This window comes from Salinibacterium sp. AL4.1 (assembly GCF_059767305.1).
In genome coordinates this window covers 298,461-312,594 of the sequence record NZ_JBSOQK010000002.1, presented here as the reverse complement: position 1 = coordinate 312,594, position 14,134 = coordinate 298,461, and the positions used below count along the sequence as shown (strand labels likewise).

Annotated in this window: 15 protein-coding genes; 4 read left to right on the top strand and 11 right to left on the bottom strand. The window is 63.5% G+C overall.

Annotation, left to right across the window (positions count from 1 at the left end):
• Window positions 1-73 precede the first annotated feature (73 nt).
• The 3 genes from ACWTV3_RS10885 (at window position 74) to ACWTV3_RS10875 (ending at window position 2,282) form a co-directional block, all read left to right on the top strand.
• The gene (locus ACWTV3_RS10885) at window positions 74-517 is read left to right on the top strand and encodes a hypothetical protein (RefSeq protein ID WP_498478228.1); all 444 of its coding nucleotides are present in this window, start codon (window positions 74-76) and stop codon (window positions 515-517) included.
• 105 nt (window positions 518-622) lie between these two features.
• A complete protein-coding gene (locus ACWTV3_RS10880) occupies window positions 623-1,408 on the top strand; it encodes a hypothetical protein (RefSeq protein WP_498478227.1) in 786 nt (261 codons plus the stop codon).
• A gap of 178 nt (window positions 1,409-1,586) precedes the next feature.
• Window positions 1,587-2,282 (top strand): DUF6984 family protein, encoded by a 696-nt coding sequence (locus ACWTV3_RS10875; protein WP_498478226.1) that lies wholly within the window; start codon window positions 1,587-1,589, stop codon window positions 2,280-2,282.
• A gap of 84 nt (window positions 2,283-2,366) precedes the next feature.
• Here the strand turns inward: ACWTV3_RS10875 and ACWTV3_RS10870 are convergent, their stop codons facing one another.
• Window positions 2,367-2,582 carry a hypothetical protein gene (locus ACWTV3_RS10870; RefSeq protein ID WP_498478225.1) on the bottom strand — a complete coding sequence of 72 codons (216 nt, stop codon included), beginning with the start codon at window positions 2,580-2,582 and terminating at the stop codon, window positions 2,367-2,369.
• 479 nt (window positions 2,583-3,061) lie between these two features.
• Window positions 3,062-3,829: an MBL fold metallo-hydrolase gene (locus ACWTV3_RS10865; protein WP_498478224.1), complete on the bottom strand. Its 768-nt coding sequence runs from the start codon at window positions 3,827-3,829 to the stop codon at window positions 3,062-3,064.
• 11 nt (window positions 3,830-3,840) lie between these two features.
• Between ACWTV3_RS10865 and ACWTV3_RS10860 the strand changes: the two genes are divergently transcribed.
• Window positions 3,841-5,778: a thioredoxin domain-containing protein gene (locus tag ACWTV3_RS10860; protein ID WP_498478223.1), complete on the top strand. Its 1,938-nt coding sequence runs from the start codon at window positions 3,841-3,843 to the stop codon at window positions 5,776-5,778.
• Here ACWTV3_RS10860 and ACWTV3_RS10855 read toward each other — a convergent pair.
• The 9 genes from ACWTV3_RS10855 to ACWTV3_RS10815 form a co-directional block, all read right to left on the bottom strand.
• Entirely contained in the window at window positions 5,775-6,032 is a 258-nt protein-coding gene (locus ACWTV3_RS10855) for a type II toxin-antitoxin system RelE family toxin (protein WP_498478222.1), read from the bottom strand. The genes ACWTV3_RS10860 and ACWTV3_RS10855 overlap by 4 nt on opposite strands.
• Window positions 6,032-6,277: a type II toxin-antitoxin system Phd/YefM family antitoxin gene (locus ACWTV3_RS10850; protein WP_197134372.1), complete on the bottom strand. Its 246-nt coding sequence runs from the start codon at window positions 6,275-6,277 to the stop codon at window positions 6,032-6,034. Before ACWTV3_RS10850 ends, ACWTV3_RS10855 begins: the two co-directional genes overlap by 1 nt.
• Before the next feature lie 78 nt (window positions 6,278-6,355).
• Window positions 6,356-6,700 carry an HNH endonuclease gene (locus ACWTV3_RS10845; protein ID WP_498478221.1) on the bottom strand — a complete coding sequence of 115 codons (345 nt, stop codon included), beginning with the start codon at window positions 6,698-6,700 and terminating at the stop codon, window positions 6,356-6,358.
• Between the two features lie 4 nt (window positions 6,701-6,704).
• Window positions 6,705-7,940 (bottom strand): MFS transporter, encoded by a 1,236-nt coding sequence (locus ACWTV3_RS10840; RefSeq protein WP_498478220.1) that lies wholly within the window; start codon window positions 7,938-7,940, stop codon window positions 6,705-6,707.
• Complete coding sequence (locus tag ACWTV3_RS10835) at window positions 7,937-9,367, bottom strand: amidase (protein WP_498478219.1); 1,431 nt, start codon at window positions 9,365-9,367, stop codon at window positions 7,937-7,939. The genes ACWTV3_RS10840 and ACWTV3_RS10835 overlap by 4 nt, the downstream gene beginning before the upstream one ends.
• A complete protein-coding gene (locus ACWTV3_RS10830) occupies window positions 9,364-10,425 on the bottom strand; it encodes a P1 family peptidase (RefSeq protein WP_498478218.1) in 1,062 nt (353 codons plus the stop codon). The genes ACWTV3_RS10835 and ACWTV3_RS10830 overlap by 4 nt, the downstream gene beginning before the upstream one ends.
• Window positions 10,422-12,245 (bottom strand): dipeptide ABC transporter ATP-binding protein, encoded by a 1,824-nt coding sequence (locus ACWTV3_RS10825; RefSeq protein ID WP_498478217.1) that lies wholly within the window; start codon window positions 12,243-12,245, stop codon window positions 10,422-10,424. The genes ACWTV3_RS10830 and ACWTV3_RS10825 overlap by 4 nt, the downstream gene beginning before the upstream one ends.
• On the bottom strand, window positions 12,242-13,120 hold the full coding sequence (locus tag ACWTV3_RS10820) for an ABC transporter permease (protein ID WP_498478216.1): 879 nt from the start codon (window positions 13,118-13,120) through the stop codon (window positions 12,242-12,244). Before ACWTV3_RS10820 ends, ACWTV3_RS10825 begins: the two co-directional genes overlap by 4 nt.
• The gene (locus tag ACWTV3_RS10815) at window positions 13,117-14,064 is read right to left on the bottom strand and encodes an ABC transporter permease (protein WP_498478215.1); all 948 of its coding nucleotides are present in this window, start codon (window positions 14,062-14,064) and stop codon (window positions 13,117-13,119) included. Before ACWTV3_RS10815 ends, ACWTV3_RS10820 begins: the two co-directional genes overlap by 4 nt.
• Window positions 14,065-14,134: the final 70 nt, after the last annotated feature.

The following is a 14,134-nucleotide window of genomic DNA, read 5'->3' as shown; positions in this document are numbered from 1 at the left end:
ACGCTCACAGAGTGTTGCTCGGCCTATTTCATCCGGGTGCTACAAAACACATCGAGCGGCGAGGACCAGAGTCATGACAAACCCCGGTCTCTATCAGGCCCCCACTGAGGGGTGGGCGTTTGTTCCGTTTCTGGGTGCGATAGCGACTTTTGGCGTCGCTGTGATCGCGGTGCTGTACTGGTTTGCCGGCCCCGGCCGCAAGTTTCGGCTCCGGGCGTTGGGGCTCACGGTGCTGGCGATTGTCGCCGGCACGGCAAGTGCGCTTGGCCTAGTGGCCTCTGCGGAAAGCTTCGAGGAGCGTCATTCAGCGGCGTTCGCGGAATACAGCACCGCAGTGCAGAGCTGGGCTGCTGACGAATACGGTGTCACCCTCACTGAAGATGATGTGCTCGACATGGCTCAGGGGCGGCCCGTCGTTATAAAACGCAATGGTGGCGACTGGCGTGTGCTTCTTGAAGTCGTGTCTGCGAACGGCGATGTCGAACTGCACCAGGCTCCGGAACTGCCGGCTCAATAGCGCCTTCACGAAAGAGGCAGCATGGACCGGACCTTTCTCCTCACGCTCCTCTAAGAGCTGGCGGCATCGACTGACGGCGTCCACGCCGAGGTCGGTATTGGGGGAGTGCACCCGCGCGACGAGACTTTTCTGCAGCTCACCTCGCTGTCGAACCGCGATGAGTACGCGATTGTTTCCGTGGGGACGGGCGGTTGGTTCCAGTTGGAGATCCCGGGCAGGCTGGCGCATGTTGTAGCGGATGACTTGGCCACTAATGATGCTGCTGGCGAGTATCTGGAGAAGTATGTCGGCGCTGCGTTGGCGTACTTTTCTGGCCACTGGAGTGCTCGAGCATCGCGACTGTTCGGGCTGCCGTCTGTTGTCATCGACACTGGCGATGGCTCGATACCGCTCCCTCTCTCGCTCTCGGTCGATGAATCGTGGAGGCGGGTGTTCCGGCGTCGGGCGGTTCCGGCGGCCGACGCCGGCACGTCGACGTTCCTTCCTGTGAGCGACGGCGATCGAATGAGGTTCCCTATTCCATTGCTTCTCACGGTGGGCGTCTGTCGCGCCGGCAAGTATCGAGGGCAGTACGTTTTTTCCAATCTGGTCAAGCTCTTTCCCCGCGCTGAGCGCATGTGGGAGATCGGCATTGCGGGTGGAGGCCCTGATGGCGAAGACAAAGTTTTTGTAGCCCAAGACGCCTTCGGAGTCGCAACCGTTCGCGACTTCGACATCGAGTGGGCTCCGCCGCACCCGCAGAATGTTGCCCGCCGCAAGTTGTTCCACAGGCTCAGGATTGATGTACCCATTCAGCATCCCTCGGGGTGGGAGAGCGATGGCGGCCAACCCCACATTGCCTCGCGCGTTGCCGCGGACGGCCCGTGGGCTCGTCTTGAGCAGCCCGCATAAGCACACCAGAGAGGGTGGCGGTGATTCACGCCTCCGGATACTTCGCGCTGGACGCTGCTGCCGCTACATTGAGTGAATGATCCGCGGAATCCGACGAACGCTCAACGTAGGCCCGTGGGTCGTTGCGCTCTACGGAGCGCTGTTCGGGGCAGCAGCCGGCCTTCTTCTTGGGTTCGCGATGATCGTCCCAAGCTGGGGCTCAGAGATGTTCGGAATCTTCGGACTGATTTTATTGATCGCCGCCCCAATCGGTGGCGGCGTCGTTGGACTTGTGTCGGTCGGCTCGGGGCTTGGCTGCCGGGCTCTTGCCGTTGCAATTGGTGGTGGACGTCTGGGAGGTTCTCCTGTAGCCGTCGTGTCTGGAGCAGTTCTTCTAGCGGTCGCGCTACTGCTGATTTGGATTGCGAGCGCGCCACTTGCTCTTACATCCTTAGTGTGGCTGCCGATCACCTCAGCAATTGTTGGTGTCGTGTGGTTCGGCTTCTGGTCGCGGATGCGGTCCTCACAAGCCACCGCAACTCAACCAAAGTTTGTCAGACCTTCGCCGGAAAGCTATCGATCCCCGACCGAGGCAGAGCTACGGCTTTTGCGTGTTTTGATCGAACGAGCCCCGCGGTTCTCGGGTTCGCCTGCCGTCTTCACAGAACTGACCGTTGCCGCAATGAACGATGGCGGTATGGGCAGCTTGGCAATCGGTCCTCCTTCGCTCGAACGACGTTTCGAGGATCAAGTAGCGGAGGTAACTTTCTTTGATGTTGACGGCATGTGTGTTTCCGCCACGCTGAACGTCGATCAGTTCGGTGAGCTGTTTGAGCTCGACGTGTTCAAAGGGGATTTTTCGCCACTGCGAGAAATCCCCCAAACGTTTCGGTGAGAGGCCATCCGGGACGCTTAGTGTCACAAGGTTCGAAGGTGTCGAGCGAGCGTTCAGATTAACGGAGACAACGCTGGAGTAGCTCTAGAAGTTGATCGGCTTTGGTTGCACGGGGGTATCGCTTTTTCGGTCGGCAAGTATCGCGGTCACCATTGATATCGCTCGGGGGTCGAGGCTGTCACCCGGGTAGAAATCCTCATACAACTCGTCAGCGTCCTCGAGCGAGCTGATCTCGCACAAGCTCAGAAGCAGTCGGATGTCGCGGGTGTCGCGACCGGGGCGGTTGGCGCGCAGTTTCATCGCCAAGAGTGGTTGCCACGACTACACGCTCTCGAACGTGTCACGCCACGCAAGAACGCCGCGACACCAGCTGGGCGTGCTCGCCTTCCCTATATGGTGAAGGCGGCGGAGCGGTAGGTGGCGGCGTAGGATGTTCTATAGGAGTGGGATGGTCATGGACCGACTAACGCTAGCTGCTGGGGCTCCCATACCGGCAACCAATGCCCAAGGGTTTCTCTTTCTTGGTGTGATACTTCTGATCGTCGCCACATACACTTGGACCCAGCGAAAAACTTACGCGCGCAAGAGTCGCGAGCGTTTCGAGAAATTGGGTTGGACGTGGTTCGCGCGCCGGATGCCCGACCGTAGGTGGCACCGGATATCCGTTGTCTTCGCGGTGGTCGGGGGCGCGTTGGGGATCCTGTCGCTCATGGTCGGCGTGGTGTTTGTCTTCTTGGGCATCTAGCGAGGGCTACCGCGACGAGTTAAGCAGGACGTCGCTATTCGACCGGCGAAAGCTCTATCCCCACCGCAACACCCGGCGGCGTCTCCACGAGCAACCCCGTCCCCGCGAACGCAGCATCGAGGTCCGCGCGGGTTTCGGTGAAGTGTTCCCAGCCCTCGGTGTGGAGGCCGACCACATGGTGAACGCCCAAGATGCGGGCGGCTTCTGTGGCATCCGCTGATGTCAAAGTGAGAGGGCCGTTGACGGCGGAGATGCGGGCAGCACCCGCGAAGAGCACCGCGATGTTGATGTCGGGGAAGCGGTCGGCGATTTGCTGCACGAGTGGCAGGGAGGCGTTATCGCCACTGACGTAGATGGTGGGTTCGCCCTCGGCCTGCAACACAAAACCGGTGACCGGGCCGAGCCGGGCCTCGGAACCGGGAGGGCCATGAAGGGCCGGCACGGCGGTGACGGTCACGGCACCGACTTCGCGGGATTCCCACGAGTCGAGGCCGACAACGCCGCCGCCGAAGAGGTCTGAGCCCGCCTTCATGGTGCTGATCGTCAGCACGCCCGTGGCGAGAAGTTCGAGTCCCTCGTAGTCGAGGTTGTCTTGATGCTCGTGATGCGACAGCAACACGAGATCGACAGCGCCGACATCCGCTCGGCTCAGAGCCGGACCCGCCGTCTTGGTGAGCGGCACGCCGCCCTCGTCGGGGTAGAGCTGCGGGGCATCAAATGTGGGATCAGTCACGATGCGCAATCCCGCATACTCGAGCAACGCGGTGGGGCCGCCAATGTAGGTCACGGTCAACTTCGACATACTCTGAGACTATGCCCAATCGTCTGGAAACTGCTGCGAGCCCGTACCTGAGATCACACGCCACCAATCCGGTGGACTGGTGGGAGTGGTCTGCCGAAGCTTTTGCCGAAGCGGAACGCCGAGATGTGCCCGTGCTCGTCTCCATCGGCTACTCCACCTGTCACTGGTGTCACGTGATGGCGCGCGAATCGTTCAGCGACCCCGTGCTGGCCGCCTACCTCAACGAAAACTTTGTCGCGATCAAAGTCGACCGCGAAGAACACGCCGAAGTGGACTCCACCTACCTGGCGGCGGCATCCGCCTTCACGCCCAATCTAGGTTGGCCCCTCAACGTGTTCGTCACGCCCGCGGGGCGAGCGTTCTTTGCCGGCACCTACTGGCCGCCGACCGCGGTGGGGCAGCATCCGGCATTTCGGCAAGTGCTCGAATCGGTGACGGATGCGTGGACCGTGCGGCGTGAGCAAGTGGAGACCAGCGGGGCTGCGATTGCCCAGGCGCTCGCCCAGAGCCGTGCTGTCGAGAGTGAGCTCGTCGCCGACTTCGCGCCCGTAATCGATGCGCTCGCTGCTGCCGAAGATCTCGAGCATGGCGGATTCGGTGACGCCCCCAAATTTCCGGTCACGCCGGTGCTGCGGTTCCTTCTCGATCGCGGTGCCCGCTCCGCCGAACACTCGCCCGAGGCAGCCGGCCTCGCTGACCGCACGCTGAAGGCGATGGCGGCATCCGCGCTGCGTGACCCGGTCGATGGCGGCTTCTTCCGCTACTCCACTCAGGCCGACTGGACCGACCCGCACTACGAACGCATGCTCTATGACAACGCCCAACTGCTTGCCGCCTACGCGCTCGCCGATTCGGCTGAGATCGCCACGGGCGTCGCCGAGTTCTTGCGCGACAAGCTGCTGCTGCCCTCGGGAGCTTTCGCTTCAGGCCTCGATTCCGAAAGCACCGTCGACGGCAAACGCGTCGAAGGCTTCTACTATTCGCTGGATGCCGCGAGCCGCGCCCGCGTCGAAGCCCCGCCCCGCGACGACAAGATCCTCACCGGCTGGAATGGTCTCGCCATCGAGGCTCTCGCTCTCGCCGGCGCTCGTCATGGCAACGCCGAGTGGATCGCGCTGGCTCGCGGTGCCGCTGACTTTCTGCTCGCTGAGCATGTGCGTGGTGGCGGTGCGGGGGAGCGGCTCGTGCGCACCTCGATCGACGGCATCCTCTCCGATGCGGCCGCAACCCTCGAAGACAGCGGAATGCTCGCCCAAGGCCTGCTCGAACTCTCGATCGCCACCGGCGAGGTTCGCTACGCGCTCGCCGCCCGCGACCTCGTCGACGGGGCGCTCGCCGCCGGAGCCGCAGGTTCGGGAAGCTCACCCTTCGGCCTCCCCGGCGGCAGTGACTCCGTGCTCGCCGCGCAGGGTCTCTCGACCGAAGCTGACATCAGCGACGGAGCCCACCCGAGCGGCCTCAGCGCCATGGCCGCCGCAGCGCACACTCTCTTCGCCCTCACCGGCGACGCCCAGTACCGGGATGCCGCCGAGGCGTCCATGAAACTGGTCGGCCAACTCGCAGCCCAGCAACCGATCTCGTTCGGAACCGCCCTCACCCTCATGTCGGAGCTCGGTGCGCCGCTGCGCCAGCTCGTCGTGGTGACCGGCGATGGGGCAGGCGCGGCTACCTCCGGTGATGCTGCCGGTGCGGCTGGCGGCACCTCCGCCGGAAGCGCCGCAACGGGCGGCGAGCTCACGAGTCTGGCCCGCACGCTGCACCGCGCTGGCGGCATTGGTGTTGCGGTCTCGCAGGCTCAGGCCGACGCTTTTGCGAAATCCGGTTTCGAGCTGTTTGCTGCCCGCACCGCAACCGGCGGCGAAGCAACGGCGTATCTGTGTGAAGAGTTTGTGTGCCGGCTTCCGCTTACTGATGCGCCTGCGCTGCGAGCATTGCTGGGCGCGAACTAGCGTTCGTAGACGTCGCGCCGATGCCGGAGGGTGACGACAACGACGAGCAGCACCGCATCCTGAATTGTGTAGACGATTCGGTAGTCGCCGATGCGCACGCGAAAACCGGGTCGCCCCTGAAGTGCCTTAGCGCCGGGAGGCCGCGGGTCGTGGCCGAGCAGCGCTATGGCCCCACGAATTCTGTCGCGATGCTGGTGATCGACTCGTTTGAGAGCGCGCGCCGCGGCGGGCGTGATCTCAATGCGATAAGCCACTACCAGCCCAGATCTGCCTTGACTTGATCCCAGGGAATGTTCGGGCCTTCATCGGCCATCGCTTCGTCAAAGGCAGCAACGTCTTCAGCATCTTCTAGCGCATCCATCATGCGCTCATACTGCTCTGGGCTTACGACAACGGCCGCGCGCTGCCCACGGCGCTCGATGAAAACTGCTTCGCGCTCTGACGTGGCGATGACCTCGGAGAAGTTCTTGCGGGCATCCGCGATGCTGGTGGTCGACATTTGTCGATTGTACGTTTAGGGCCTTGAAGTGTACATAAGTGCGTTCTGCGCAACCGCGAGGGCAACCGCGCTGGCGAGCTACAGAATCCCGAGCGCCTGCCGCACGTGCACGTATTGCGTGAGGAAGGCACGTTCGTCGAGGCGCTTGCGGCGCATCCACGACGTCACTTCGCTGTTGCTTTTGCTTGCGTTGCAGGAGCCGCAGGCGGGAACGACGTTGCCGACGGTATAGCTGCCGCCACGGGAAATGGGTTGAACGCAGTCTTTCTGCAGGGTGGAGTCAGCAGCGGTGCAGTACGCGCAGCCGCCCCACTCGCGCTTGAGCTCTTCCCACTGCGGGGCGGTGAGGTCGTTGTCGGCGGCATCCACGCGACGTTTGCGGCGTCGGGCAGCACGCGCGCGTCGAGTCTGAGCCACAGCCATACGGCTAAGTTACTGCACGCGTATCCACTGCTCGCGACCGCCGTGCTTCGCCACCCGGATTCTCGAGAGTTCCCGGAGTCATTAGCAGCAGTGCCACGCCACCGACCACGGCGGAGGCGACGAGCAGCACGATCAGGGGCAGCGTCCAGTTGTCTGAGATGGCGTGCACGACGCCGACCGATAGCGGTCCGAGGGCACCCAGCACGTAGCCGACTCCCTGCACGAAGCCGCTGAGAGCGATTGAGCCCTCGTAGGTGAGGGTGCGCAGGTTGACGAGCAGCAGGCTTAGCGGAAAGATCAGCGTGCCGATTCCGAGGATGGATACCCACAGCCACGTCAGGGTCGCCGGTGCGACGATGAGACCGAGATAACCGACAACGAAGGCAGCGATTCCCGGGTAGACGAGGTGCAGGGGCTCGCGCATCCGATTTGCAATGATGGGCACAAAGATCGCGGCAGGGATGCCGATGGTCGCGAACAGTGAGAGAAGTTGCCCCGCTTCGGTCTCGGTGCTTCCCGCGGTGGAGACCAGCATCGGCGGCATCCACGCGAACATGGCGTAGCCGTTGAAGCTGGAGATAGCGAAGATGAGTGAAACACCCCACGCGATCCGCGATTTCCAGAGACCGCCGATGTGTGGTGTCGGAATGGTGGAGACGGCATTGCCGGTGCCGCGGCTGCGGCGAGCGATGACCATCGCCACCCAGGGGATGATCGCCAGCATTCCAATGACTGCCCACGAGCCGAGCGACTCACGCCATCCCATCGCCTGCTCGAGAGGCACCGCCAGCAGCGGCGGTACGAGCGCGCCAACGGAGATCAGCGTCACGTACAGCGACGTGACGAGCCCGATGCGGCGCGGAAAGTACTTCTTGACGAGCGGCGGCAGCAGTACGTTTGCGACCCCCATGCCGAGAAAGGCGAAGATACCGCCCACGAGCAGCCCCGCGAATGAAAAGCTGCCGGCGCGCACGAGCTGACCGCCGACAATCGCCACGAGCGCTCCGAGCAAGACCCATTCGGCATGGAGGCGCCGACTGACTACATGCATTGTGAGACCCGCGACAGCGAAACATGCCGGAGCGAGCATGCCTAGGATGCCGAGAGCAACGCTGTCCAGTGAGATGTCTCTCTGCACCGCGACAACGATGGGCGACAGGGAGGCAACCGCGGGGCGAAGATTCAGGGCAACAAGCAGGATGCCAGCCAGGGCAATGGGGCCACCCCAGCGTTTATTCACAGCGGCCAAGCTGGGCTGGCACTGTTCGGGCGGGTCTGCTCGTACCAGTGGCTGGCGCGCATCACTTCGAGGTCGTCGTAGCGACGCCCAGCAATCTGCAATCCGATCGGGCGACCGTCGGCGGTGAAGCCGCAGTTGAGCGTCGATGCGGGTTGCTCGGAGAAGTTATATGGCGCCGTGTATGCGATGTGATGCAGCGAAGTCGCGGCGTCGTTGCTGGGCATCGGCCACTCAGCAGGGAACGCCGCAACAGGGGACGCCGCCGAGAGCACCAGATCGTAGGGCGCGGTGGAACGCACCGTGCTGTCGCGCATCGACTGGATGGTTTGGTAGTGCCGCAGCGACTCGACGCCCGTGACTCCCTGACCGGCGAGCACCCAATCTTGGATGAACGGCAGCACCATCGCTTGGCGCTCGGGGCTCAGCGCTTCAAAGTCTCCAAGCGAACGCACCCGCAAGAACATGTCGAGGTCATCGAGATACTCCTCGGTCATCGGCGCAGCGATCTCGGTGATCTCGGCACCGGCGGCAGCAAAGTGGCTGACGGCATCCTGAATCGCCGCAGCGACCTCGGGGTCCGTGGGCAAGCCTGCGCCACCCTCAAGGTGGAAGGCGACTTTCTTGCCGCGCATCGCAGAATCGAGATCGGAATAGTGGATGTCGTTCCAGTCCAAATCTTGCTGGCCGAGGCTCGTGTAGTCACGAATATCCGGTCGCGTCATGACGCTCATCATGAGCGCGGCATCATCGACGGTGCGGGTGAGGGGGCCGGCGACGCGACCCATGTAAGGAGGGTCAACGGCCACGCGGCCAGCACTCGGCTTGAGCGTGACAAGCCCGAGCCAGGTCGCCGGAAGGCGCAGTGATCCGCCGATATCGGAACCGGAGTGCAGCGGACCGACGCTCGCTGCTGCGGCAGCACCGGCTCCACCACTGGAGCCGCCGACCGTCCACGCGGGGTTCCAGGGGCTGCGGGTGATGCCATGCAAGGACGAGACACCCGAGGAGAGCATCCCGTAGTCGGGCATCACGGTGATGCCGAAAATAACGCTCCCTGCTTCTTTGAGGCGAGCGGCAAGAGGGCCGTCAGCAGTGGCCGGAGGTGCGTCGAACTTGGCCGCCGTGCCCGAAGGCTGGCTGAAACCGGCCAAAGCCACGTTCTCTTTGATCGTCGCCGGAACGCCATCAAGGGGACCGAGAGCTTCGCCGGCAGCCCAGCGCTTCTCGCTAGCCTCCGCTGCAGCAGTCGCCCCCGCGGTGTCGATGGCATAAAAACAATTCAGCTGCGCCTGCTTGGCCTCGGCGCGCTCAAGAACGGCACGGGTGACCTCGACGGGCGAGATCGCCCGGGTAGCGAAAAGAGAACCGAGTTCGGTAGCCGTCAGCGTTGCCAACGACGCGGTGCTGCCAGTGGGGGTGACGGTCATGCGAGGACGCTCCAGTCGAGGTCAGTGGGGAGGGGGAAACGTTCGAGGGTGACGACCGAAGTAGTCACGGTACGAGCCGAGTCAATGGCATCCAGAATGGCGAGACGCGTGGCTTCCGCTGCTGCGGTCTGCAGCGCGAAGAGCGAAGCAACGCGACCGCTACGATCATCGCCGGCCAGTTCCTGCTTCGCTGTGGCGAGCATAAAAATAGTGTCGCCATCGGTGAGGGTGTGCACGGGATTGAGTACTCGGGCAAACCCGTCATGGGCGGTTGTCGCCGTGCGCGATGCTTCCGCCGGATCAAGAATCGCGTTCGTCGCGACGACCGCGATCGTCGTGTTGAGTCCCTGCGGCGGCGATGCCGATCGCACCGGATCGACCCCGGCCGCCGCGGCAGCAGCCTTACCACCTGCGGTCGTTGACGCTGTCGTCTGAGGAAGCCACGGCATCCCGACCGCATTCACAACCACGATGGCGCCCACGACAATTCCGGCGTTATCTCCCGTGAGGGTGACCGAGGCAGTGCCCACGCCACCCTTGTAGAGTCCGCCAAGTGCGCCGCCGGTTCCCGCGCCCACGTTGCCACGCTCGACAGCGCTAAACGGAATGCTTGCCGCGGCCGCCGCGGTGGCGTCGTAGCCCATTTGCTCGGTGGGGCGATTGCCGAACTCGCCACCGCGCCCGAGGTCAAAAATCGCGGCAGCCGGAACAATCGGCACTACCTCGTGCGGCAGCGTGCCGACGAGGATGCCGCGCTCATCTTCTTCACACCAGCGCTGAGCACCCTGGGCCGTCGCCAGCCCAAAAGCGCTTCCGCCAGTCAGTACCACAGCGTCGACCGTAGGCACGAGAGTGCGCGGGTCGAGGGCATCGGTCTCGTGGGTTCCCGGGCCGCCGCCGCGCACATCAACGCCACCGATCGTGTCGGCGTCGGGTAGCACGACGGTCACCCCACTGAGCCAGCCATCGCCTACGCGGTTGACCTGCCCAACGCGGATGCCGTCGACATCAGTAATGGAGCCAACGTCGCGACGCGAGGTCGTCTCTTTCTCGCTCATGCGCGGGCCTTTCCGGCGAGCTCAGCGATCGACGGCGTCGCGCTCACGAGCTTCTGGGTGTACGGGTGGAGAGGGTTGTCGTAGACGTCATCGGTCGGTCCGCACTCGACGATGCGGCCATCCGACAGCACTGCCACGGTGTCGCACGAGTGCCGGATCACGCCGAGGTCGTGCGAGACGAACAGCAACGTGAGGGCGTACTCATCGACCAGATCGGAGAGCAAGTTGAGCACCTGCGCGCGCACCGAGACGTCCAGAGCGCTCACGGCCTCGTCTGCCACCAACACGCGAGGGCGAGTGATGAGAGCCCGCGCGATGGAAATGCGCTGGCGTTGACCACCCGAGAACTGGTGCGGATGACGGTGCATGACATCCTCTTCAAGACCGACAGATTCGAGCTGAGCAATCACTCGCTCGCGCGCCTCATCGCGGCTGACACCACGCAGCGGCTCGGCCACGATCTGCTCAACCTTCATGCGTGGATCAAGCGATCCCATGGGGTCTTGGAACACGATCTGCACCTGGCTGCGGAAGTCGCGCAGGTCGCGCTCTTTCGCACCCGCCAGCTCCTGACCGGAGACCGTGATGCTGCCCCCGGTTGGCTCATCGAGCGCACACATCAGTCGCATCAGAGTCGACTTTCCCGACCCCGATTCGCCGACGATGCCGAAACGTTGACCCTTAGCCACATCGAAGTCGAGCCCACGCAAACCGTGAACGACGGGCGCCTTGCCAAAGAGTTTGCTTCCGCCCCGGCGCTTGTACTGGCGCGTGAGGTCTCGCACCCGAATGAGCGGCTCACCCGCGATCTCGTTGAAGATGATCCGTTCGTCGGGATCGGTGCGGCGCTGGTGCGGGATAACGAAGTCGAGGCTGCGGGCGGACTGGGCAGCAGCCGGCACAGGTTCCGCCGGGGCCTTCGTTGCGGCAGGTTCCGCCACTGCCGCCGCAAGCTCGGCCGCGGTGGGAAGCGTGATCGCGCTCGTAGCAATCGTGTGCAGGCGACCCCGCTCATCCACGACAGAGAGGTTCGAGGCCGCGATGAGTGCTTTCGTATACGGATGCTGTGGGTTGGTGATGACCTGCTCGACCGTGCCATCTTCGACGATGTCGCCCTTGTACATGACGAGCACGCGCTCGCAGACCTCTGCGACAACGCCGATGTCGTGGGTGATGAAGAGTAGCGAGGTGCCGCGTTCGGTCACCAGACCTTCAATCAGGCGCAGCACTTCGGCCTGCACGGTGACATCCAGAGCGGTTGTGGGTTCGTCGCAGAGCAGAAGCTGGGGGTCGTTAGCCATCGCCATGGCGAGCATGACGCGTTGGCGCTGGCCGCCAGAGAGCTGGTGAGGGAACGCGAGGGCCGCTTCGGCAGGGTTCGGCAGTTTTACCTGAGCGAGCAACTCAACGGCGCGAGCGGCGGCCGCTTTGCCGGCGGGAACGGTGCGGTGTTGGGTCATGATTTCGGCAACCTGCGCACCGACCTTCATGAGCGGGTTCAGCGCGGTCATGGGCTCCTGAAAGACCATGGCCATCGTGTTGCCGCGCAATTCACTGAGCTTCGTCTCCGAGGCGTGCACGAGGTCGCCGTGTCCGCCAGCAAGGTGAATTTCACCGTTGGCCGCAAGCGTTTCGGGCAAGAGTCCCATGACGGAGGTTGCCGTCAAGGATTTGCCGGAACCGGATTCTCCGATGAGCCCGACGCGCTCGCCGGGGGCAATGTCAAAGCTGATGCCGTGCAGTAGCTCGGCGTAGGCCGAGTTGACGGTGAGGTTGCGAACGCTGAGCGTCGGCTCGATGGGGGAGTCGGTCGTAGTCATCGTTTTACCTGCATTCTGGGGTCGAGCCGGTCGCGTAATCCGTCGCCAAGGAGGTTGAAGCCGAGCACGGCAATGGCGATCGCGATGCCGGGCCAGACCACGAGGAGCGGTTGAACGTAGAGGTAGCCCTGGGCGTCTTGCAGCATGCGCCCCCACGACGGTGTTGGTGGTGTGGTTCCGAGGCCGAGGTACGAGAGGGCAGCTTCGGCCAGCACGGCGATACCGAAGGAGACGGATGCTTGCACGATCAGAATTCCGGAGATGTTGGGCAGCACGTGTCGCACGCCAACGAACCAGCCGTTCTTTCCGGATGCTTTTGACGCCTGCACGTATTCGCGGCTCATTACCTGCTGGGTGCCGCTGCGGGCGATGGAGGCGAAGGAAGGTGCTGAACCAATGCCGAGGGCGATCATCGCGGTCGTGGTGTTGGCTCCGAAGACGGCACCGAAGATGATCGCGAGCAGCAGGGCGGGGAAGGCGAGAAGGATGTCGTTGCCACGCATCATGAATTGGTCGAGTCGCCCGGGGTTCATGCCGGCGACGATTCCGAAGGGAACTCCCAGTACGGCGGCGATGCCGACAGCGACCACTCCGACGATCAAGGAGATCTGAGCGCCGCGCAGGATGGAGCTGAGAACGTCACGACCGAAGTTGTCGGTGCCGAGAAGGTGCTCGCCTCCGGGGGGAAGCAGCAACTCGCTGGGAAAGACCCCTTCCGGGTCGAACGGTGTCCAGAACGCGGAGAGCACCGCGGCGAAGACAATGAGTCCGATGAGAACTAGCCCGACGATCAGGTTGCCATTGCGGCGCTTGCCCGAAGGGGTGGCATTTCGACGCACGCGCGAAGCCGCGGCAGAAGGAGTTGTTGTCGTCATGATGCGCTCCGAAGTCGGGGGTCAACAATGGTGTAAGCGATGTCGATGAGGAGATTGAGCAGCAAGACCAGGGCGACAAGAACCATCACGATTCCTTGGATGCTGGGCAGGTCGCGCAGGGCCACCTTGTCGAGGAGCAGGCTGCCGAGGCCGGGGATGGCAAAGACGCGTTCGATAACAACGGCTCCGATCAACAGCGAGGCAATTTGAAGGCCGAGCACGGTCATGACGGGGATCGCGGCGTTGCGAAGACCGTGGCGCATGAGCGCGCGGTTGGGGGTGAGGCCTTTGGCGCGAGCGGTGCGGAGAAAGTCTTCGCGCATTACTTCGAGAACCGAGGAGCGTACATAGCGGCTGAGTACGGCGCCCTGCACCGAGCCGAGCGCGATGGCCGGGAGGATGAGGTGTTCGAGAAATCCGACGAAGTCTTCGCCGGGGTCATCCCAGCCTCCCGCGGGCAGCCATTTGAGTTTCACGGCGAAGAGCGCCACGAGAAGGATTCCGAAGAGGAAGCCGGGGATCGAGATGCCGACCTGACTGATGCCGGAGATGATCACGCCATCGGCCTTGTTCTGGCGCACGGCCGAGAGGATGCCCATGGGAATGGCGAAGAGGAGGGCGAGCAGCACGCTCGAGATCACGAGCACTCCGGTGATGGCCAGAGCGTCACCGATCTGCGGCCCGATTTCTTGACCCGACACGGTAGAGGTGCCGAAGTCGCCGATCACGAGGTGGCCGAACCAGTCGAAGAACTGGATGTAGAGGGGGCGGTCGAGGCCCATGAGCTGCTCTTGAGCGGCGACTTGGGCTTCGGTTGCTTCGATGCCGAGAGCGACTCGGGCAGCGTTGCCGGGAAGGATCGACAACATCAAGAACGTGATGATGGATGCCGCCACCAGTGTCGCGGCAAAGATGCCGATCCGGCGGGCGATGGTCAACAGCATGTTAGGGCCTTCTCGCAGTGATGGGACTGGGGCCTGTCGGACGGAGCCGGTGCGCCGAAGATGGCGACGC